The sequence below is a fragment of the Amaricoccus sp. genome (assembly GCF_047602525.1).
Lineage (GTDB): Bacteria > Pseudomonadota > Alphaproteobacteria > Rhodobacterales > Rhodobacteraceae > Amaricoccus.
In genome coordinates, this window is sequence record NZ_JASGHB010000001.1 from 1,180,115 (window position 1) to 1,200,042 (window position 19,928).

Annotated in this window: 20 protein-coding genes and 1 pseudogene; 10 read left to right on the plus strand and 11 right to left on the minus strand. The window is 69.4% G+C overall.

Annotated elements, in window-relative coordinates:
• Positions 1–15: 15 nt before the first annotated feature.
• The 10 genes and pseudogenes from QM699_RS06270 to ppa all read right to left on the minus strand — a co-directional run bounded on the left by QM699_RS06270 (position 16) and on the right by ppa (position 9,920).
• A complete protein-coding gene (locus QM699_RS06270) occupies positions 16–732 on the minus strand; it encodes a substrate-binding domain-containing protein (RefSeq protein WP_415010315.1) in 717 nt (238 codons plus the stop codon).
• A 106-nt stretch (positions 733–838) separates the two neighbouring features.
• A pseudogene (locus QM699_RS06275) lies at positions 839–1,081 on the minus strand (ABC transporter substrate-binding protein); the annotation flags it as partial.
• 288 nt (positions 1,082–1,369) lie between these two features.
• Complete coding sequence (mnhG, locus tag QM699_RS06280; protein ID WP_415010316.1) at positions 1,370–1,681, minus strand: monovalent cation/H(+) antiporter subunit G; 312 nt, start codon at positions 1,679–1,681, stop codon at positions 1,370–1,372.
• Positions 1,678–1,959 carry a K+/H+ antiporter subunit F gene (locus QM699_RS06285; RefSeq protein WP_415010317.1) on the minus strand — a complete coding sequence of 94 codons (282 nt, stop codon included), beginning with the start codon at positions 1,957–1,959 and terminating at the stop codon, positions 1,678–1,680. Before QM699_RS06285 ends, mnhG begins: the two co-directional genes overlap by 4 nt.
• Positions 1,956–2,438, minus strand: a complete 483-nt coding sequence (locus QM699_RS06290) for a Na+/H+ antiporter subunit E (protein ID WP_415010318.1) — start codon at positions 2,436–2,438, stop codon at positions 1,956–1,958. The genes QM699_RS06285 and QM699_RS06290 overlap by 4 nt, the downstream gene beginning before the upstream one ends.
• A complete protein-coding gene (locus QM699_RS06295; protein WP_415010319.1) occupies positions 2,435–4,066 on the minus strand; it encodes a monovalent cation/H+ antiporter subunit D in 1,632 nt (543 codons plus the stop codon). The genes QM699_RS06290 and QM699_RS06295 overlap by 4 nt, the downstream gene beginning before the upstream one ends.
• Positions 4,063–4,407: a Na+/H+ antiporter subunit C gene (locus tag QM699_RS06300; protein ID WP_415010320.1), complete on the minus strand. Its 345-nt coding sequence runs from the start codon at positions 4,405–4,407 to the stop codon at positions 4,063–4,065. Before QM699_RS06300 ends, QM699_RS06295 begins: the two co-directional genes overlap by 4 nt.
• Positions 4,407–7,301 (minus strand): monovalent cation/H+ antiporter subunit A, encoded by a 2,895-nt coding sequence (locus tag QM699_RS06305; protein WP_415010321.1) that lies wholly within the window; start codon positions 7,299–7,301, stop codon positions 4,407–4,409. The genes QM699_RS06300 and QM699_RS06305 overlap by 1 nt, the downstream gene beginning before the upstream one ends.
• A 266-nt stretch (positions 7,302–7,567) precedes the next feature.
• Positions 7,568–8,731, minus strand: a complete 1,164-nt coding sequence (locus tag QM699_RS06310; protein ID WP_415010322.1) for an OmpP1/FadL family transporter — start codon at positions 8,729–8,731, stop codon at positions 7,568–7,570.
• 649 nt (positions 8,732–9,380) lie between these two features.
• Positions 9,381–9,920: an inorganic diphosphatase gene (gene ppa / locus QM699_RS06315; protein WP_415010323.1), complete on the minus strand. Its 540-nt coding sequence runs from the start codon at positions 9,918–9,920 to the stop codon at positions 9,381–9,383.
• A gap of 178 nt (positions 9,921–10,098) precedes the next feature.
• Between ppa and fabD the strand changes: the two genes are divergently transcribed.
• From fabD to QM699_RS06330, 3 genes are all read left to right on the plus strand, one after another.
• On the plus strand, positions 10,099–11,049 hold the full coding sequence (gene fabD / locus QM699_RS06320; RefSeq protein ID WP_415010324.1) for an ACP S-malonyltransferase: 951 nt from the start codon (positions 10,099–10,101) through the stop codon (positions 11,047–11,049).
• 14 nt (positions 11,050–11,063) lie between these two features.
• Complete coding sequence (fabG, locus tag QM699_RS06325) at positions 11,064–11,801, plus strand: 3-oxoacyl-[acyl-carrier-protein] reductase (protein ID WP_415010325.1); 738 nt, start codon at positions 11,064–11,066, stop codon at positions 11,799–11,801.
• A 199-nt stretch (positions 11,802–12,000) separates the two neighbouring features.
• The gene (locus QM699_RS06330) at positions 12,001–12,240 is read left to right on the plus strand and encodes an acyl carrier protein (RefSeq protein ID WP_415010326.1); all 240 of its coding nucleotides are present in this window, start codon (positions 12,001–12,003) and stop codon (positions 12,238–12,240) included.
• Positions 12,241–12,541: 301 nt separating this feature from the next.
• Here the strand turns inward: QM699_RS06330 and QM699_RS06335 are convergent, their stop codons facing one another.
• Positions 12,542–13,129, minus strand: coding sequence for a TlpA family protein disulfide reductase (locus tag QM699_RS06335; protein WP_415010327.1), 588 nt, complete (start codon positions 13,127–13,129; stop codon positions 12,542–12,544).
• Between QM699_RS06335 and argH the strand changes: the two genes are divergently transcribed.
• From argH to QM699_RS06370, 7 genes are all read left to right on the plus strand, one after another.
• Complete coding sequence (gene argH / locus QM699_RS06340) at positions 13,128–14,522, plus strand: argininosuccinate lyase (protein WP_415010328.1); 1,395 nt, start codon at positions 13,128–13,130, stop codon at positions 14,520–14,522. The two genes, QM699_RS06335 and argH, sit on opposite strands and share 2 nt — an antisense overlap.
• A 5-nt stretch (positions 14,523–14,527) precedes the next feature.
• A complete protein-coding gene (locus QM699_RS06345) occupies positions 14,528–14,653 on the plus strand; it encodes a hypothetical protein (protein WP_415010329.1) in 126 nt (41 codons plus the stop codon).
• Positions 14,654–14,669: 16 nt separating this feature from the next.
• Positions 14,670–15,209: a molybdopterin-dependent oxidoreductase gene (locus tag QM699_RS06350; protein WP_415010330.1), complete on the plus strand. Its 540-nt coding sequence runs from the start codon at positions 14,670–14,672 to the stop codon at positions 15,207–15,209.
• 162 nt (positions 15,210–15,371) lie between these two features.
• Positions 15,372–16,268, plus strand: coding sequence for a prolipoprotein diacylglyceryl transferase (gene lgt, locus QM699_RS06355; protein WP_415010331.1), 897 nt, complete (start codon positions 15,372–15,374; stop codon positions 16,266–16,268).
• Positions 16,265–17,314, plus strand: coding sequence for a class I SAM-dependent methyltransferase (locus QM699_RS06360; RefSeq protein WP_415010332.1), 1,050 nt, complete (start codon positions 16,265–16,267; stop codon positions 17,312–17,314). The genes lgt and QM699_RS06360 overlap by 4 nt, the downstream gene beginning before the upstream one ends.
• On the plus strand, positions 17,311–18,069 hold the full coding sequence (gene pgeF, locus QM699_RS06365; protein ID WP_415010333.1) for a peptidoglycan editing factor PgeF: 759 nt from the start codon (positions 17,311–17,313) through the stop codon (positions 18,067–18,069). Before QM699_RS06360 ends, pgeF begins: the two co-directional genes overlap by 4 nt.
• Before the next feature lie 127 nt (positions 18,070–18,196).
• Entirely contained in the window at positions 18,197–19,912 is a 1,716-nt protein-coding gene (locus QM699_RS06370) for an ATP-binding protein (RefSeq protein ID WP_415010334.1), read from the plus strand.
• Positions 19,913–19,928 lie beyond the last annotated feature (16 nt).

Below are 19,928 nucleotides of genomic sequence, written 5' to 3' on the forward strand. Positions count from 1 at the left end.
CCGGCGCGCGACGGGTCACTCGATGCCGAGCGCCTTGCAGCCGTCGGCATAGACGCCGGTGCAGACTTCGGCCGCCGTCGCGAGCTTCTTGTCGAAGATCTCGGCCTTGATGTTGTCGCGCGTGACGACCACCGGCACGAACAGCTCGGAGGGCGTGTTGTAGAGCGTCGTCTTCGGCTCGGGCTTCTCCCCGGCGAGGAACTTCGCTGCCGCCTGTGCCGCGGCGGCGCCGACGATCTCGGAGGGCTTCGAGATGGTGTTGAACTGGTCGCCCGACACGATGAGCTGCAGCGCCGCGAGCGTCGCGTCGTTGCCCGTGACCGGCGGCAGCGGATCGACGCCCGCGGCCTTCAGCGCGGCGATCGCGCCGCCGCCGGTGCCGTCGTTCGCCGCGACGATGCCGACGATCTGGTCGCCGAAGCGCTGGACCTGGCCGCTCGTCCACTCCTGCGCCTTGGGCGGCGCCCAGTTCGGCGTGTCGAACTCGGCCAGCGTCTTGTAGCCGGAGGACGCGAGCCCTTCATGCACGCCGTCGCGGATCAGCCCCGCCGCCGCGTCGGTCGGCGAACCGTTGATCTGCAGCACGCCGCCCTTGTCCTTGGCGACGCCCTTGGCTTCCAGCGCCTTCACCAGCGACTCGGCGATCGACTTGCCGATCGCCTTGTTGTCGAAGGACACGTAGAAATCGGCCGGCGTGTCGGGGATCGGCCGGTCGTAGGCGATCACCTTCACGTCCTGGCTCTGCGCGAGCTTGACGAGCGAGGCCGCGGCCGCCGAGTTCGACCGGATCGAGCACGATCACCTTTGCGCCCTGCGAGATCGCCGAGTTGAACTGCTGCTGCTGCAGCGAGGCGTCGGTGGTGGCGTTCTGGTAGATCAGCGTGCAGTCGGGGCAGAGCTTCGCCATCTCGGCCTTGAAGCCGGGGAAGTCGTGCTCCTCGTAGCGCGTTGAGCCCTGGTCGGGCATCAGGAACGCGACGGTGCCGGACGCGGCCATTGCGGTGCCGGCCACGAGGATCGCCACCGCGGAGACAGCTCCGGCGAGGCTGAGGCGGAAAGGCGTCATCAGGTATCCTCCCATAGGTATCGGCGCGGGGTGGTCTCCGCCCTCCGGCCGGCGCCGTTCACCGGGGGCAGCAGTGCGGGGCGCGGAGTCTCTCCCCGGCGCGGGCACGCCGCCTGGGGTCGTGGTGGTATCCTCCCCGTCGGCCGCAGCCGTCGCATGGGCCGGTTGCTCTGGTCCTCGCCGTCGAGACTATGCCGAGGAGGCGACCGCCTGCCAGACGGATTTGTGTCCCGCCGCAAGACTTTTCGACCGACAGGTGGACCCGCTGCGCGCCGCCGCCGCCGCGCCTGTGCGCGCCCGGCGCTACTTGTCGCGGTAGAGCGCGGCGCGGCCCAGCAGCATGAGCGTGACCGGCGTCGTGACCGTGACGAAGCCGCCGATCAGCAGCTCGTGCAGCACCGGCCGCCCCTCGCTGACCGAAAAGACGATGATCGAGGCCAGCACGATCCCCGCCGTCCCCCAGCTGGTGCCCAGCGTCGGGGCGTGGATGCGCTCGTAGAATGTCGGCAGCTTGAGCAGGCCGAACGAGCCGATGAGCGCGAGGCTTGCGCCCAGCACGAGGAGCGCCGCCGCCGGGATCACCGCCCAGAGGGGCAGGGCGTCGAGATGGGTCATTCGATCACCTCGCCGCGCATCAGGAACTTGGCCAGCGCCACCGTCGCCACGAAGCCCAGCATGGCGATCACGATGGCCGCCTCGAAGAAGAACGCGGTGCCGTTGCGGATGCCGAGCGTCAGGAACAGCAGCATGGTGTTGACGTAGAGCGTATCGAGGCCCAGCACCCGGTCCTGTGCCCGCGGCCCGCGCACGATCCGGACGGTGGCAAACACCATGGCCAGCGCCAGCGCCCCGAGCGCGAAGGCGATGGCAACGGACAGGATGGTCGCGCTCATTCGAAGATCTCCTTCAGCAGCCGCCCGTAGCGCTCGTTGACCGTGACGCGCCATTCCTCCGGATCCCGGAGGTCGAAGACGTGCAGCAGCAGCCGGCCCCGCGCCGCGTCGTAGTCGATCCAGGCGGTTCCTGGGGTGGCGGTCAGAACGACGGCGAGGACCGCGAGCGCCGACGGATCGCGGACCTCGAGGTCGATCTCGACGAAGCCGGTGCGCCGGTCGGCGCCCCCGCCGAGGATGATGCGGGCGACGGCGACGTTGGAGCGAATGATGTCGAGGATCACACGCGCGGCCAGCACCACGACCTTGTCCCAATGCCGGATGCGCGGGCGCGCCGGCTCCAGCGCGGCCATCGCCTGCCCGGCCACCAGCGCCACGGCGGCGCCGAGCAGCAGGTGCCCCGGCGACACGTGGTTCAGCAGGAGCCACATCGCCACCACGCCGAGGCTGAGCAGCGGGTGGGGCAGGATGCGGCTCATTCTCCCGCCTCCGGCATGGTCGCGGCGCCGAGCACGCCGCGCACGTAGACATGCGGATGGTGCAGCGAGATCGCCGTCGCCTCCATGTAGTGCATGATCGGCCCGGCCTTGACCGTCATCCCCAGCGTGAGCGCGAGCAGGACGAGGACCGGCACCAGCTCGATCAGCGGCACGGACGGCAGCTCCTCGTGTTCCGCCGCCCAGAAGGTGCGGATGCCCTCGCGGACCAGCGCGATCAGCGCCGCGAGGCCCGAGACGATCACCGCCGCCGTGAAGCCGATGCCGATCGCCGGGATCCCCGGACCGCCGAGCCCGCGGAAGGAGAGGACCGCCGACAGCATGGCGAACTTGCCGAGGAAGCCCGCGAGCGGCGGCACCCCGGCGAGCAGCAGCGCGCAGACGAGAAAGCAGAAGCCGAGGACGGTGGTGGCGCCGGGCACGCCCGGGCCGCTGCCGGCGCTGCGCGGGGCGTCTTCCTCCACGTCGTCGTCGCCCAGGCCATAGGCTTCGGCCGTGACGGTGAGGATGGCGGCCAGCGCGCCCTCGCCCCGCTCGATGAGCTCGACCATGAGGAACAGCGCGCTGATCGCGATGGTCGAGATGACGAGGTAGAACAGGGCGCCGGCCACCATGGTGCTGCCGCCGCCGAGCCCGGAGATGCCGATGACCGCGAGCAGGGTGCCGGACGAGACCAGCACCGAGCAGCCGGCGAGCCGGCCGAGCCCCTGCGAGGCGAGCACCCCCACCGTGCCGAAGACCAGCGTGGTAAAGCCGCCCCAGATCAGCAGCTCGGATCCGAGCCCCGTCATCTGCGCCGCGGCAGTGCCGAAGGCCAGCGACGAGACGCGCAGCACGACGTAGATCCCGACCTTGCTCAGCACCGCGAAGATCGCCGCCGCCGGCGGTGGCGCCGCCATGTAGGTGATCGGCAGCCAGAAGCAGAGCGGCCACATGGCAGCCTTGACCAGGAAGGCGATGCCGAGGATCGCGGCGCCCGCGGCGAGCAGCGGCCGGTGCTCGGCCGCGACCAGCGGCACCCGCACCGCGAGGTCGGCCATGTTGAGCGTGCCGGTCACGCCATAGATCAGGCTGACCCCGATCAGGAACAGCAGCGAGGCCGCGAGGTTGATCGCGATGTAGTGCAGCCCCGCCCGCACCCGGAGCGTGCCGGAGCCGTGCAGCGCCAGACCGTAGGACGCGGCGAGGAGCACCTCGAAGAAGACGAAGAGGTTGAACAGGTCGCCCGTCAGGAACGCGCCGTTCAGGCCCATCAGCAGGAACTGGAACAGGCTGTGGAAGTGCTGCCCCCGCCGGTCCCAGCGCGCCATGGCGAACACGACCGCCGAGAGCGCGAGGATCGAGGTGAGGAGCACCATGAGCGCCGACAGCCGGTCGAGCACCAGCACGATGGCGAAGGGCGGTGGCCAGTCGCCGAGCAGGTAGAGGCCGACCGAGGTGGAGCCATGCGCGGCCTTGTCGACCAGCTCGAGCGCCACGACGACGAGGCTGACGGTCGAGATCACGGCGATCACCCGGCGCTGCGCCTCGCCGTAGAACAGCATCAGCGCACCCGCGACCAGCGGGATCAGGATCGGCGCGATGAGGATATGGTCGGGCCCCAGGTTCACCGGTCGGGCTCCTTGCCGTCGACGTGGTCGGTTCCGGTCAGCCCGCGCAGCGCGATCATCACCACGAGGAACAGCGCCGTGGTGGCAAAGCTGATGACGATGGCGGTCAGCACCAGCGCCTGCGGCACCGGATCGGCGTAGAGGCTCGGGTCGACCACGCCGCTCTTCTCGAGCAGCGGCACCGCGCCGGTGCGCGGCCGCCCCATGGCGAAGATGAAGAGGTTCACCCCGTAGGACAGCAGCGCCAGCCCGATGATGACCTGAAACGTCCGCGGCCGCAGCAGCAGCCAGACGCCCGAGGCGACCAGGATGCCGATGGCGATGGCGAGCACGGCCTCCATCAGCCTTCCTCCTCGGTCTCTGCCGACCGCTGGGCGCGCAGCGACTGGTGCGCGATCGCGACGAGGATCAGCACCGTCGCGCCCACAACGAGCAGGTAGACGCCGACGTCGAAGAACAGTGCCGTGGCGAACGGCACCTTGCCGATCCACGGAAACTCCAGGTACTGCGCCCGGCTCGTGAGGAACGGATAGCCGAACAGCCACGATCCGAACCCGGTCAGCGCCGCGATGATGAGCCCGAGCCCGATCCAGCGCACCGGCAGGATGCGCAGCCGGTCCTCGACCTCGCGCACGTTGGAGCCGAGGTATTGCAGCAGGAAGGCGATGGCGAGGGTGATGCCCGCGGCAAAGCCGCCGCCGGGCAGGTCGTGCCCGCGCAGGAACAGGTACGCCGAGAGCGTGATGATCGCCGGGAACATCCAGCGCATGATGACCGACGGCACCGCGAGATAGTCGCGCAGCGTGTCGCCGACGTTGCGATCCTCGCGCTCGGTGTCAGACGCGTCCTGCAGCAGCTGCTGCTCCGGCCGGTCGACGCTCTCCTGCGCCGGGCGGAAGCGGCGCAGCAGCGCGAAGATCGTCAGCGCGACGATCCCGAGCACGGTGATCTCGCCGAAGGTGTCGAAGCCGCGGAAGTCGACGAGGATCACGTTCACCACGTTGGTCCCGCCGCCCTCGGCATAGGCGTTGCGCAGGAACCAGTCGGCGGTGCCGCGGTCGGGCGGCGAGGTCATCACTGCGTAGGCGATCCCCGCAATCCCGACGCCGCAGGCGACGGCGATCACCAGGTCGGACCCGCGCCGCAGCCGCGCGATCAGCCGCCGGTCGCCGGCGATCTCCTCACGCCGCTTCGGCAGCCAGCGCAGCCCGAGCAGCAGCAGCACCGTGGTGACGATCTCGACGAGCAGCTGCGTCACCGCGAGGTCGGGCGCCGAAAGCCACACGAACGAGGCGCAGGTCATCAGGCCGGCGCCTCCGACCAGCAGCAGCGCGGCGAAGCGGTGGTACTTCGCCTGCCACGCGGCGGTCACGGCACAGGCGGCACCGACCGCCCAGACCACGGTGAACAGCGGGTCGAAGCTGCGCGGGCTGATCGGTTGCAGCTGCTTTGCCCCCCAGAGCTTCCATGTCGCCGCCGTCAGCGCGACCAGCACCAGGATGCGCAGCTGGGTCTGGAGCCGCTCGGTCCCGAGCAGGTTGAACGCCCGCCGCGCCCAGATCCACGAGACGTTGACGAGCAGCCGATCGAAGATCCGCTGGCCCTTGAGGTTGCGCAGCACCGGCGGCCCCTCCGGCGCCGCGGCGATGTGCCCGGCCAGCAGCGCATAGACCAGCAGCCCGCCCGCCAGTGCCGCGGCGCTCATGACGAGCGGCAGGTTCAGGCCGTGCCAGATCGCGAGGCTGTAGTACGGGATTTCCGGCCCGAGCACCGCGATCGCCGCCGAGCGCAGGAACGGCGCGATCGTGAGGCCGGGCACGATGCCGACGAGCAGGCAGATCACCACCAGCACCTCGACCGGCAGCCGCATGAGGAACGGCGGCTCGTGCGGCGCCTTCGGCAGGTCGGTCGCAACCGGCCCGAAGAACACGCTGTGCACGAAGCGGATCGAGTAGGCGACCGACAGGATACCCGCGGCCAGTGCCATCCAGGTCATCGACCGATCGAGCAGGGAACTGTCGTAGGTTTCAGTGGCTTGCGCGAAGAACATCTCCTTCGAGATGAACCCGTTCAGCAGCGGCACCCCGGCCATGGCCGCCGAGGCGACGATGGCGAGCGTCCCGGTGATCGGCATCGCGCGCCAGAGCCCGCCCAGCCGCCGCATGTCGCGCGTGCCGGTCTCGTGGTCGATGGTCCCGGCGGCCATGAACAGCGACGCCTTGAACACCGCATGGTTCACCGTATGAAAGATCGCCGCGACGATGGCGAGCGGCGTGTCCATGCCGATGAGCGCGACGATGAGGCCGAGGTGGCTGATCGTCGAGTAGGCGAGCAACCCCTTCAGGTCGTGCTGGAACAGCGCGACGAACGCGCCGAGGAGCAGGGTGATGAGCCCGGCGGCGCTGACGATGGTGAACCACTGCTCCGTCCCGCCGAGCGCGGGCGAGAGCCGGATCAGCAGGAAGACGCCCGCCTTCACCAGCGTCGCCGAATGCAGGAACGACGACACCGGCGTCGGCGCGGCCATGGCGTTCGGCAGCCAGAAGTGGAACGGAAACTGCGCCGACTTGGTGAACGCGCCGAGCAGCACGAGGATCAGGATCGGCAGGTAGAGCGGATGCGCCCGCAGCACGTCGCCGGAGGCGAGCACCCTGTCGAGGTCATAGGACCCGACGATGGCGCCGATCAGCAGCACGCCCGCGAGCAGCGACAGCCCGCCGAACGCGGTGACGACCAGCGCCATGCGCGCGCCGTCCCGCGCGGCCGGGCTGCGGTGCCAGAAGCCGATCAGCATGAACGAGAAGACGCTGGTCATCTCCCAGAAGACCACCAGCATCACCAGGTTGCCGGAGAGCAGGATCCCGCCCATGGCGCCCATGAACGCCAGCAGCCAGGCAAAGAGCCGCGCCGCCGGCTCCTTCGGCGAGAGGTAGTAGCGGGCGTAGAGGAAGACGAGCAGGCCGATCCCGTTCAGCAGCACGAGGAACAGCCACGCCAGTCCGTCGATGCGGATGGTGAGGTTCAGCCCGAAGCTCGGCAGCCAGGCGATGTCGAAGCGGGCCACGCCGCCGTTCGCCACCACGGGGTAGAGCGCGAAGGTGACGGCGAGCCCGAGGACCGCCACGCACCCCGCCAGCCACGCCTCGGCGTTGCGGCTCGCCGGCAGGAGCGCGGCGGCAACGCTGCCCACGAAGGGCAGGACCAGCAGGAGGGTCAGGAAGTTCTGCAGAATCATGCGCGGAGCGTGTCAGGTTCCCGGCCGACATGCCACCGCCCGCGCGCCTGTCCGCGTGCCTGTCCGCGCGCCTGTCTGCGAGAGTTGCCGCCGGTCTCACGCCATCCGCGCGCGGCCTGCAAAGGCATCGTCGCAGAGGGGGCTTCCCGCCCCGTCCTGGCCTTCGGCCAGTTCACCCCGGCGGAGTATTTCGGGCAAGAGAAAGGCCGAAGGCGGCGCGGCCCGGGGGGGTGACGAGATGCCGTGCGGAGTGCCGCCTCGTCCGGTCAGAAAGTATAGCCCACGCGCAGGCCGGCGCCCCAGAAATACCCGTCGTCGAAGTCGGTCTGCAGCACGTTGTGGGTGTCGCCGAGCCGGCCATAGGTGAGGCCGCCCGTGATCGTCATCTGGCCGATGTCGTAGCTCAGCGACGCGGTGGCCGAGGTGCGGCCGTCGTAGGGCCCGAGCGAGGTCATCTCGCCGCCGACGCTCGGCTCGTAGGTGACGGAGAACGAGGCCGCCAGGCTGTCGGTGAGCTGCCGCCCCATGCCGAGGGTGTAGGTCCACCAGTCGTCATCATAGTCGACCAGCGGCCTCGGGGTGCCGATCAGCCCGACCACCGCCTGCTCGTAGAGCGGCGGGTCGATGCGGAACTCCGACCAGTCGACCCAGCGGATCGAGCCGAAGACCAGCGTCTTCGGCGCCACGCCGGTCTGGAAGTCGAGGCTGACCGACTGTGGCGTGTCCACATCGGTCGAGGTCGGCACCACGCCGGTCGTCTCGGTCAACTCGTTGGTGTCGAGCGAATGGCCGATCCTGGAGTAGTAGGTGAGCGACACCCGGAGGGCGATGTCCGGCCGTTCGTAGGCCGCGCCGAGCAGCCAGCCATAGCCCCAGTCCTTGCCGGCATCGACGCGGTAGTCGTCGACGAAGCTGACCGAGGCGCTGGCGTCCAGCCGCTGCGCCCGGACGCCGCCGAAGACCTTGACGCCGGGGGTGACGTCGTAGGCCATCGCGGCCGTGACCTGATAGGTCTTCAGCTTCGCCGAACTGCCCTGATAGATCGGCAGGGCGAAGGTGCCCGCACCATACATCGTGTCGGCGACATAGGGCTGGTCGAAGGTGATGGCGTAGGAGATCCGGTCGGTCAGGTCCGCCTTGTAGGCGCCGCTGACGTTCCAGCGCCCTTCGAACACGTCGCCGGTGTTGCCGGGCAGCGTGCCGCCGGAGGGCAGCGCCGGGTTCGGCGGCAGCGTCATGCCGTCGCCGCTCTGGTGCGGGTCGGTGTAGGCGAGGCCGAACTCGACGTAGCGCCCTTCCTGGTAGAGCAGCCGGATCGTCGCCGGCACGACCTGCTCCAGCGCCGCCGCCTGTGCTGAGCCCGCCGCCGCGACGGCGAGGAGAGATGCGCCACAGAGGCTGCGGCCGAGGGTGTGGGTCACGGTGCGCATGACATCTTCTCCAGGATCGCGAGCCGAAATCGCGTGCGAACTCATGTCGTCAACCGAAGGCTGCGCCCGATGTTCCGATCATCCTAAGGAAAACGATAGTTGGCCGGAGTCGGCCCGCCGCAGCCGTTGCCGTCCTGCAACAGGGGCGTCTCGCCAGCACCGCCGGCGATGGTCAGGAGTTGGCTCCCCAGGTGCCAGCTCCGCAGCCTCACGGATCGCGTGGGTGGCTCAAATCCGGCTGACAAAGATCATATGCTGCCGATGCCGAGATTATTCTAGATGATAAACGCGTACGTAACGAGCATATAGATTAGAATTCCCGCTGTAAATATTATCCACCTCCACTTGATAAATACATCTGGCACAAAACTTGGAAGAGGCTTGAAAAAATTTGCTATTAAGAAGTCCCACAAAAAGACCCCAAATAAAATCCTGTATACTGTTATCTCTATTGGATATAATCGTAACAATTAATAAGGCTGGTATCAGAAAAGATATATTTATTATAGGATAAATGCGACTATGCATCTTTCACCAGCCGATTCGCACCTGATATGTATATTCTACATATCATTAGTGCCGACTGGAAGCTAAATTGCCTTGGCGAGCGACGCGATTACGATCAATGCGCCGCTCGCAGCTACCTGCTCTACTTTTTCCCGTACCGCGTGATCGAGGCCATCAGGATCTCTTCCGCCTTGGCCTTGTCGCCCCAGCCGGAGATCTTCGCCCACTTGCCTTTTTCGAGGCTCTTGTAGTTCTCGAAAAAGTACCAGAGCCGGTCGCGGAACCGCTGCGGCAGGTCGTCGAGCGACTTGATCTCGGCCTGGAACGGGTCGACCTTTTCGATCGGTACGGCGATGAGCTTGTCGTCGAGACCGCCGTCGTCCTCCATGTGCAGCACGCCGATCAGGCGGCAGCGGATGACCGAGCCGGGCTGCAGCTCGACCTCGGTGCGGACGATCACGTCCACCGGGTCGCCGTCCTCGTGCAGCGTGTTTGGCACGAAGCCGTAGTTGCCCGGGTAGAACATCGGCACGTTGACGATCCGGTCGACGAACAGCGCGCCCGAGTCCTTGTCGAACTCGTACTTCACCGGCGAGCCGCCGGCGGCCCCGCCCGGAATCTCGATGACGACATTGATGTCGTCCGGCGGGTTCTTTCCCGGCGGGATCTTGTCGAGCAGCATGGGGAAGTCCCCTCCACAAATCAGGTATTGAACGCGCGCCGCCTATCACAGTCGCCAGCGCATCAAAAGGGGTTGCCTCGGGTCCGGCACCAAGGTCGCTGCGGTCCGCCGGGGTGGACGCAGCCGGGGCCCCCGGCTAAGGGTCGCGGAACCGGAGACTACGGGGGAGGAGAGGGAGATGCGCGCATTCGTCTTTCCGGGCCAGGGCGCCCAGGTCATCGGCATGGGTCGCGACCTCGCCGAGGCCTATCCCGCGGCGCGGGCCGTCTTCGATGAGGTGGACGCCGCGCTCGGAGAGGCGCTCTCGGCCCTGATCTGGGACGGCGACATCGCCGAGCTGACGCTTACCGCCAACGCACAGCCGGCGCTGATGGCGACCTCGCTCGCCGCCGTGCGCGCGCTCGAGGCCGAGGGCGTCCCCCTGAGCGGTGCCGCGTTCGTCGCCGGTCACTCGCTCGGCGAATATTCCGCGCTCTGCGCCGCCGGTGCGCTCAGCCTCGCGGACACCGCGCGCCTCCTGCGCCTGCGCGGGCGGGCGATGCAGGAGGCGGTGCCGGTCGGCGAGGGCGCGATGGCCGCGCTCCTCGGGCTCGACCTCACCGCCGCCGAGGAAATCGCCGCCGAGGCCGCCGCGACGGGTGGCGTCTGTCAGGCGGCCAACGACAACGACCCCGCGCAGGTCGTCGTCTCCGGCAGCCGCGAGGCCGTCGAGCGGGCCGTCGAGATCGCGAAGGGCCGGGGGGCGAAGCGCGCCCTGCTGCTGCCGGTGAGCGCCCCCTTCCACTGCGCCCTGATGCAGCCCGCCGCCGATCGCATGGCCGAGGCACTGGCCACCACGGTGATCACGGCGCCGTCCGTGCCGCTCGTCGCCAACGTCAAGGCGGAGGCGACATCCGATGCCGAGGAGATCCGCCGCCTGCTGGTCGAGCAGGTGACGGGCCGGGTCCGCTGGCGCGAGAGCGTGCTCTGGATGGCGGAGCAGGGCGTGACCGAATTCGTCGAGGTCGGCGCCGGCAAGGCGCTGTCCGGGATGGTGAAGCGCATCGCCAAGGGCGCCGAGACCCGCGCCGTCGGCACGCCCGCCGACGTGGCGGCACTCGCCGCCGAGGGTCCAGGGGCCGCGGGCTGAGGGGAGAGAGAAACATGTTCGATCTGACTGGCAAGGGCGCGCTCGTCACTGGTGCCTCGGGCGGCATCGGCGGCGCCATCGCCCGGGCGCTGCACGCGCAGGGCGCGACCGTCGCGCTGTCCGGCACCCGCACCGCGCCGCTCGAGGCGCTGGCGGCCGAGCTGGGCGAGCGGGCGCACGTCTGCCCCTGCGACCTGTCCGACGCTGCCGCGGTCGAGGCGCTGCCCAAGGCCGCCGCCGCCGCGCTCGGCCAGGTCGACATCCTGGTCAACAACGCCGGCATCACCCGCGACCAGCTGTTCATGCGGATGTCCGACGACGACTGGTCGAAGGTGCTCGAGGTGAACCTCACCTCGGTCATGCGGCTGTCCCGTGGCGTGCTCCGCGCGATGATGAAGGCGCGCTGGGGCCGCATCGTCAACGTCAGCTCGGTGGTCGGCGTCACCGGCAACCCGGGGCAGGCGAACTATGCCGCGTCCAAGGCCGCGGTCATCGGCATGTCGAAGTCGCTTGCCGCCGAGGTGGCGAGCCGGGGCATCACCGTCAACTGCGTCGCGCCGGGCTTCATCGCCACCGCGATGACCGAGGTGCTGACCGACGAGCAGAAGGCGAAGATCTCCGTGTCGATTCCCGCCGGCCGCATGGGCACGGCCGACGAGATCGCCGCCGCGGCGGTCTATCTCGCGTCGCCGGAAGCGGCCTACGTTACCGGCCAGACCCTGCATGTGAACGGCGGAATGGCGATGATCTGACCCGGCCGGACGGGCTTCGGGGGAGCCCGGAGGGCTTGCGCGCATTAGCATTTGCCAGCACCGTCCGGTGTGCTATAGCGCCGCGAAGTCGATCCGCGGTCACTTGCTGAAGTGTGCTGACAAACCCGCCGCTTGCGGCTCGGAAACAAGGAATAGCCGGACGATACTCCGGCGCTGAAGCAGAAACGAGGAAGACGCAATGAGCGACATCGCAGAACGCGTGAAGAAGATCGTGGTCGAGCACCTGAGCGTGGACGAATCCAAGGTGACCGAGAGCGCCTCCTTCATCGACGATCTGGGCGCCGACAGCCTCGACACCGTCGAGCTGGTGATGGCCTTCGAGGAGGAGTTCGGCATCGAGATTCCGGACGACGCCGCCGAGACGATCCAGACCTACGGTGACGCGGTGAAGTTCATCGAGGCGAACTCCAACGCCTGATCCCTGCGTTCGCGGGAGATCGAGACACCGCAAGGCTCCGTCGCGCCACCCGGCCGGCGGAGCCTTCGCTTTTCAGAGCAATGCGGGAGAGGCGGCGTCGAAAGCGGCACGCCACGACATCCCGGCGCGTCCTCGCCCGCTCCGGTTCGCATCCGGCGCCTCCCGCGCCGCCGAAGTCTTCAGGACGCCGCCGAGGACCGACATCTGCCGCGCGCCCCGGCCTTCCTCTTGCTGAAAATACTCCCGCCGGAGGCACCCGGCCCGTGAGCCCTTCCGCGCGTTCCGCCTGCGCGGGCGGCTCCTAACCCGCCTCTGCCAGATGCCCGAGCAGCGCCCGTGCCTCCGGGCTGTTCCAGTTCGCGCCGCCGAGCAGCCGGCCCACCTCGATCCCGTCCCGGTCGAGGATCACCGTCACCGGCAGCCCCGGCACGTCCATCGCCCGCGCCAGCGCCCCCTTGGGGTCGAGCGCGTTCGGCAGCGCGGTGATGCCCTGCTCATCGCGGAAGCGGTCGATCCCGTCGGGCGTGTTGCGGCCGGTGGCGATGGTGATGACCTCGACGTCGGCCGGCGGGTCGCGGGCCAGCGCCTCGAGCTCCGGCATCTCGGTCCGGCACGGCACGCACCACGTCGCCCAGAAGTTGACGAGCCGCACCCGACCGTTCGATGCCGCGAGTGTGGTCTCCTGTCCGTCGCCGCCGGTGAAGCCCACGTCCGGCACCGGCGCCGGCGCGCTGGCCAGCACCAGCCCGCGCATCTCTCCCACCCGATACGCCTCGAGCGTCTCGGCCCCGACAGGGGTGGCGAGTGCCGCGGCAGCAACGTATAGAAGCGCAGCCGCCGGGGAGGGCGAGCGCGCGAAGTTCAGGATCGAGGGCAGGCGGAGCGACATGGCCGACAAATCGGGTTCCAACACGATGTGGGGCGGTCGCTTCGCCACCGGCCCGGACGCCCTCATGCAGGCGATCAACGCCTCGATCGACTTCGACAAGCGGCTCGCGGCGGAGGACATCGCCGCGAGCCGGGCCCATGCCGCCATGCTTGGCGCCACCGGCATCGTCAACGATACCGACGTCGCCGCGATCCGGGAAGGACTGCTCACGGTCTTGTCAGAGATCGAGGCCGGCGACTTCGCGTTCTCGACCGAACTCGAGGACATCCACATGAACGTGGAGTCCCGTCTGCGCGAGCTGATCGGTGCCGCAGCCGGCCGGCTGCACACCGCCCGGTCGCGCAACGATCAGGTGGCGACCGATTTCCGCCTCTGGGTGCGCTGTCAGTGCGACGCCGCGGTCGAGGCGATCACCCACCTGATGCGCGTCCTCGTCACGCAGGCCGAAGCCGGCGCCGATATGGTGATGCCGGGCTTCACCCACCTTCAGGTGGCGCAGCCCGTGACATGGGGCCACCACATGCTCGCCTATGTCGAGATGCTCGACCGCGACCGCGGCCGCTTTCGCGACGCGCGCGCCCGGATGAACGAGAGCCCGCTCGGCGCCGCGGCGCTGGCGGGCACCAGCTTTCCGACCGACCGCGAGATGACGGCCCACGCCCTCGGCTTCGACCGGCCGATGGCGAACTCGCTCGATGCGGTCAGCGACCGGGACTTCGCGCTGGAGTTCCTCGCCGCCGCGTCGATCACCGCCACCCACCTCAGCCGCTTCGCCGAGGAGCTGGTGATCTGGTCCACGGCGCAGTTCCGCTTCATCGCTATGTCCGACCGGTTTTCCACCGGCTCGTCGATCATGCCGCAGAAGAAGAACCCGGACGCGGCCGAGCTGATCCGGGCCAAGCCCGGGCGGATCAACGGGGCGCTCGTCGCGCTGCTCACCGTCATGAAGGGCCTGCCGCTCGCCTATTCCAAGGACATGCAGGAGGACAAGGAGCAGGTCTTCGACGCCGCCGACAGCCTGATGATCGCGCTCGCCGCCATGGCGGGCATGGCCGCCGACGTGGTGCCGCAGGCGGAGCGGATGCGCGCGGCGGCGGCGGCGGGATTCTCGACCGCGACCGATCTGGCCGACTGGCTGGTGCGCCGGCTGAACCTGCCGTTCCGCGAGGCGCACCACGTCACCGGCGCGCTGGTGAAGCGGGCGGAAGCGAAAGGCATCGACCTGCCCGACCTCAGCCTGGGCGAAATGCAGGCCGAGCACCCGGGGATCACCGCCGAGGTCTACGACGTGCTCGGCGTCGAGAACTCGGTGGCGAGCCGGATGAGCTATGGCGGCACGGCGCCGGAGCAGGTGCGGGCGCAGGTGGCGCGTTGGCGGGCGTCGCTCGCATGAGATGTGTGGCGCTGCTGCTGGTGGTACTGGTCGGCCTCTCCGCGTGTGGTATCAAGGGGGAACCCGTCACGCCGGCGCAGGACACCCCGCCGATCCCGACCGCTGGCAATGACGGTGGACTCGATCTCTGAACCGAGAGGCTCGCTGATGAAACTGACCGCCCGCCCCATTTTCCTGTCGCTCCTGCTGCTCGCGGCCATGCCCGCGGCGGCGGAGGGTCCGGTGTTCCTGACCGTGACCGGCGACGTGACCGCGCCGAACCGGGGGCCGGTGGATCCCGACTACGACAAGCTGTTCATCTTCAACGAGGTGAAGTTCGACAAGGCGCACGAGTTCGACCTCGCCGACCTCGAGAAGCTGCCGCAGCAGTCGGTGAAGGCGGACTTTCCCAAGGGCGGCGCGGAGACGGAGTTCTCCGGCCCGCTGCTCTCGGACGTGCTCGCCGCCGCCGGCGCGACCGGCGAGACGGTGACGGTGCAGGCGATGGATGGATACGCCGTCGAGGTGCCGCTGAGCGAGCTGGTGAGCAAGGGGGCCGTGGTGGCGATCGCGCGGGACGGCCGGCCGTTCGGCATCGGCAACTTCGGCCCGACCCAGATCGTGTTTCCGCGCTCGGAGCGGGCCGACCTCAAGGACATGCCGGACGATTGGTGGATCTGGCAGATCTACCGTATCGATGTGAAGTAGGCCGGCACCGGCGCGGGAGCGGCCTCGCGCCCGCGCCGTTCCTGCGGATCCGATCTGTCCCGCTGCGGGCCACGGAGCCGCATCCGTGGCCCGTGCGCCGCCCGGCCTTGACACCCCCGCGCCCCCGCGAAAGGAAAGGCGGGCGCCGCCGCCGGAGACCCGATGCCGCTCGTCCTTCAGTTCCCGAACATCGACCCGGTGCTCGTATCGGTCACTTTCCTCGGCGTGCATCTGGCCATCCGCTGGTACGCGCTCGCCTACATCGTCGGGCTGGTGCTCGGGTGGCGCTATGTGGTGGCGCTGGTGCGCCGGCCGGCGCTCTGGGGACGCACGCCGCCGATGCGCGAGGAGCAGGTCGACGACCTGCTCACCTGGATGATCCTCGGGGTGATCCTGGGGGGGCGCCTCGGCTATGTGCTGTTCTACCAGCCGGCCTATTTCGCGACCAACCCCGGCCAGATCCTCGCGGTGTGGCAGGGGGGCATGTCGTTTCACGGCGGCCTTCTCGGGGTCGCGACCGGGATCCTGCTCTTCAGCCTCAGGAACGGCCTGAGCCCGCTGCCGGTCGGCGATGCGGTGGCGGCCGCGGCCCCGATCGGGCTCTGTCTCGGGCGGATCGCCAACTTCATCAACGGCGAGCTCTGGGGGCGGCCGTCCACCGCGCCGTGGGCCGTGGTCTTCCCCGGCGAGGCGGCGCTGTCCTGTCCGGTGGACTGGGTCGGGCCCTGCGCCCGCCACCCCTCGCAGCTCTACGAGGCCGCGCTCGAAGGCGTCGTGCTGTTTCTCGTGCTGTTTTTCGCCATCCGCCGCGGGGCGCTGGCGCGCCCGGGCCTGGTGTTCGGCCTGTTCCTCGTCGGCTATTCCGCGGCGCGGGTGGCGCTCGAGGGCTTTCGGCAGGCGGACCAGCAGTTCGTGACGGCGGCCAATCCGCACGGCCACGTCCTCTCGTTCGGTGGCGGCCTCGGCCTGACCATGGGGCAGATCCTGTCGCTGCCCATGGCGCTCGTCGGCGCCTTTCTCATCGTGCGCGCGCTGCGGCTGCGCGTGAGCCGGGCGTGAGCCTCGACGCCGAGCTGCGCTTCAGGATCGCCGCCGGGGGACCGATGCGGCTCGACGCCTGGATGGCGGCCTGCCTCAGCCGCTACTACGGCCGCCGCGATCCGCTGGGCGCCTCCGGCGATTTCACCACCGCGCCCGAGATCAGCCAGATGTTCGGCGAAATGCTCGGCGGCTGGCTCGCCCACGTCTGGCTGGCCGCGGGGCGGCCGGCCCCGTTCATCCTCGCCGAGCTTGGTCCCGGGCGCGGCACGCTGATGGCCGACATCCTGCGGGTTGCGACCCGCCTGCCGGGCTTCGCCGAGGCGGCGCGGCTCTGGCTTGTCGAGACGAGCCCGGCGCTGCGGGCGCGACAGGCGCAGGTGCTCGCGGCTCATCGCCCGTCCTGGGCGGGGCGGCTCGACGACCTGCCCGAGGGGCCGCTCTTCGTCGTCGCGAACGAATTCCTCGACGCCCTGCCGATCCGCCAGTTCCAGCGCGCCGATGTGCTCTGGCGCGAGCGCCACGTCGGTCTGGAGAACGATGCTTTCTGTTTCGTCTGGGGCGCGGCCCGGGCCGACGCCGGGCTCGACGGGCGGTTTCCGGGCGCGGCCGACGGCACGATCGTCGAGACGTCGCCGACGGCCGAGTCGGTGGCGGCGGGCCTCGGGGCGCGGATTGCCTCGGGAGGAGGGGCGGCGATCCTGATCGACTATGGCGCGTGGGACGGCACCGGCGACACGCTGCAGGCGCTCCGCCGCCATGCGCCCGCGGATCCGCTGGCCGATCCGGGCGATGCCGACCTGACCGCCCACGTCAATTTCCGTGCGCTCGCCGCGGCCGCCCGGCCGGCGACGTCGTTCGGCGACGTCGGGCAGGGCGCCTTCCTCGAGCGGCTCGGGATCACCGAGCGGGCGCGGGCGCTGGCGCGCGGACGGCCGTCGTCGGAGGTCGAGGCGATCACGGCAGCGCATCGCCGCTTGACCCACCCCGAAGAAATGGGACACCTGTTCCGGGTGCTTTGCCTCCTGCCGGAAACAGCCGAGACGCCGCCCGGATTCACCGCATGACCCTCGAGAGCCTCACCTCGCCCACGCTCGCCCGGATTCGCCACGGCTTCTTCACCCGTCGCGGCGGCGCATCGTCGGGGATCTACGAGGGCCTGAACTGCGGCCCCGGCTCGAACGACCAGCGCGAGGCGGTGGCGATGAACCGCGCCCGCGTCGCGGGCGCGCTCGGCGTGGCACCGGCGTGCCTTCTGTCGCTGCATCAGGTGCATTCCGCCGACGTCGTGGTCGCGGAGACCGGCGGCTGGACCGAACGGCCGCGGGCCGATGGTGTCGTCACTCGCGTTCCCGGCCTCGCGCTCGGGATCCTCACGGCGGACTGCGCGCCTGTCCTGTTCGCGGACCCCGAGGCCGGGGTGATCGGCGCGGCCCATGCCGGATGGCGGGGCGCGATCGACGGCGTGCTCGAGGCGACGGTCGCGGCGATGGTCGGACTGGGGGCGCGGCGCGCGGCGATCGTGGCGGCGGTCGGTCCTGCGATCAGCCAGGCTGCCTACGAGGTCGGGCCGGAGTTCCTCGATCGCTTTCGCGACGAGGATGCGGGGTTCGAGCGGTTCTTTGTGTCCGGCGCGGGCGACCGTCTGCGCTTTGACCTGCCCGGGTTCGTCCTGCACCGCCTGCGCGAGGCGGGCGTGGCCGAGGCCGAGTGGGTCGGACGGTGTACGTACTCCGATCCCGACCGCTTCTTTTCCTATCGCCGCGCGACGCACGCCGGCGAACCCGACTATGGCCGGCTGATCTCGTCGATCCGGCTCTGATTCTCTCAATAGTTGAATTTATCCTCAACGTTGTCCGCAAAGTGCGCACAACGTCCGCAAGGTTAACCGAACGTTAAGCTTCACGGCGGAGATTTGCTGGCGGCAGGCGCGGGAGAGGACGGGCTTCGTGGCAGGCTGGATCTGGGACTTTCTATCAATCGCCGGATTTCAGCCGCACGGATTCTGCCTGCTCTGGCGACCCGATGTGCTCTGGCTGCACGTCGTTTCGGATGCGGTGATCGCAGTCGCATTCTTCTCGATCCCCGCGGCGATCCTGACCTACGCGTGGCGGCGGCCGGATGTGCTGCGCGGTCCCGTTCCGTTCCTGTTCGCGACCTTCATCGTTGCCTGCGGATTGACGCATCTCATGTCGATCTGGACCCTCTGGATGCCCGACCACGGCGTGGAGGGCCTGCTCAAGGCCGCAACGGCGGTGATCTCGATCCTGACGGCTGTCCTGCTCTGGCCGGCGATGCCCGGCCTGCGCGCGATCCCGAGCCCGCGACAGTTGGCAGACGGCAACCGCCTTCTCGCTGCCGAGATCGCCGAGCGCCGCCGTGCGGAGCACCGCATGGCCGAGCTGAACGACGAGCTGGAGCGGCGGGTATCGGAGCGGACGGCCTGCCTCGCGCATGCCAACAAGGAGCTGCGCGAGGCGCGGGCGCGCGCCGACGAGGCGAACCGCGCCAAGTCGGCCTTTCTCGCCGCGATGAGCCATGAAATCCGCACGCCGATGAACGGCGTCCTCGGGATGCTCGGACTGGTGCAGCGCGACGGGCTCGACGAGGACCAGCGGCACTACCTGGCGGTGGCCGAGGAATCCGCGCACGGGCTTCTCTCCATCATCAACGACATCCTCGACTATTCCCGGCTCGATGCCGGAGCGGTCGTGCTCGAGGAAACGACGTTCTCTCCGGCGACGGTGGTGCAGAAGGTGGCCGATCTGCTGCGCGAGGGCGCCGAGCGCAAGGGCCTCGTCCTCGACGTCGAGCTGGCGCCGGACTTGCCCGACGAGGTGATCGGCGACCCGCACCGGCTGCGTCAGGTGCTCATCAATCTCGTCGGCAATGCGATCAAGTTCACCGAGGAGGGCGGGATCCGCGTGCGCCTCGAACGCGGCGGGGCCGGGACGCTTGCCTGCATGGTGCAGGACAGCGGTCTCGGCATCGCGCCGGAGCTGCAGGGCTGCCTGTTCGACCGCTTCACCCAGGGGCGGGATATCGCCCGGCGGCATGGCGGCTCGGGTCTCGGGCTCGCCATCTCGCGGGCGCTGGTCGAGCTGATGGGGGGCGAACTGATGGTCGAAAGCACGCCGGGCGTGGGCAGCACGTTCCGCTTCACCATCGCCTGCCGTGATAGCTCCGATGCGCTGGTCGCGCCGGTCGCCGATCCGGTCCTGCTCGTCGTGCCGGAGACGGCGCCGGCCGGCCCGCGGATGGGGCCGGCCCGCGTCCTTGTCGTCGAGGACAACGCGGTCAACCAGCTCCTGGTCTCGAAGCTGCTCACCCGCGCGGGGCACGAGGCGACGATCGCGGCGGATGGCGAGGCCGCGCTGGCGCATCTGCGCAGCCGGCCGTTCGATGTGGTGTTGATGGATGTGCAGCTGCCCGGGATGGACGGGATCACGGTAACCCGGGCGCTCCGCGAGCTGGCGAGCCCGGCCTGCAATCTGCCGGTGATCGCGCTGACCGCGAACGCAATGGCCGGCGATCGCGATCGCTACCTCGCGGCCGGAATGGACGACTACGTCTCCAAGCCGATCGTCGCCGCGGACCTGTTCGCCGCGATCGCCCGCCAGCTCGATCGCAGCAGCGCCGAGGAGCCTCGCCTGCGTATCGCCTGAACCGCAGAGGCGGCCC

What these genes read in the sequence shown, in the direction of transcription:
- mnhG (WP_415010316.1), bottom strand. Translation starts at nt 1,681, where the DNA reads ATGACCCATCTCGACGCCCTGCCCCTCTGGGCGGTGATCCCGGCGGCG.
- QM699_RS06285 (WP_415010317.1), bottom strand. Translation starts at nt 1,959, where the DNA reads ATGAGCGCGACCATCCTGTCCGTTGCCATCGCCTTCGCGCTCGGGGCG.
- QM699_RS06290 (WP_415010318.1), bottom strand. Translation starts at nt 2,438, where the DNA reads ATGAGCCGCATCCTGCCCCACCCGCTGCTCAGCCTCGGCGTGGTGGCG.
- QM699_RS06300 (WP_415010320.1), bottom strand. Translation starts at nt 4,407, where the DNA reads ATGGAGGCCGTGCTCGCCATCGCCATCGGCATCCTGGTCGCCTCGGGC.
- QM699_RS06305 (WP_415010321.1), bottom strand. Translation starts at nt 7,301, where the DNA reads ATGATTCTGCAGAACTTCCTGACCCTCCTGCTGGTCCTGCCCTTCGTG.
- QM699_RS06310 (WP_415010322.1), bottom strand. Translation starts at nt 8,731, where the DNA reads ATGCGCACCGTGACCCACACCCTCGGCCGCAGCCTCTGTGGCGCATCT.
- ppa (WP_415010323.1), bottom strand. Translation starts at nt 9,920, where the DNA reads ATGCTGCTCGACAAGATCCCGCCGGGAAAGAACCCGCCGGACGACATC.
- fabD (WP_415010324.1), top strand. Translation starts at nt 10,099, where the DNA reads ATGCGCGCATTCGTCTTTCCGGGCCAGGGCGCCCAGGTCATCGGCATG.
- fabG (WP_415010325.1), top strand. Translation starts at nt 11,064, where the DNA reads ATGTTCGATCTGACTGGCAAGGGCGCGCTCGTCACTGGTGCCTCGGGC.
- QM699_RS06330 (WP_415010326.1), top strand. Translation starts at nt 12,001, where the DNA reads ATGAGCGACATCGCAGAACGCGTGAAGAAGATCGTGGTCGAGCACCTG.
- argH (WP_415010328.1), top strand. Translation starts at nt 13,128, where the DNA reads ATGGCCGACAAATCGGGTTCCAACACGATGTGGGGCGGTCGCTTCGCC.
- QM699_RS06335 (WP_415010327.1), bottom strand. Translation starts at nt 13,129, where the DNA reads ATGTCGCTCCGCCTGCCCTCGATCCTGAACTTCGCGCGCTCGCCCTCC.
- QM699_RS06350 (WP_415010330.1), top strand. Translation starts at nt 14,670, where the DNA reads ATGAAACTGACCGCCCGCCCCATTTTCCTGTCGCTCCTGCTGCTCGCG.
- lgt (WP_415010331.1), top strand. Translation starts at nt 15,372, where the DNA reads ATGCCGCTCGTCCTTCAGTTCCCGAACATCGACCCGGTGCTCGTATCG.
- pgeF (WP_415010333.1), top strand. Translation starts at nt 17,311, where the DNA reads ATGACCCTCGAGAGCCTCACCTCGCCCACGCTCGCCCGGATTCGCCAC.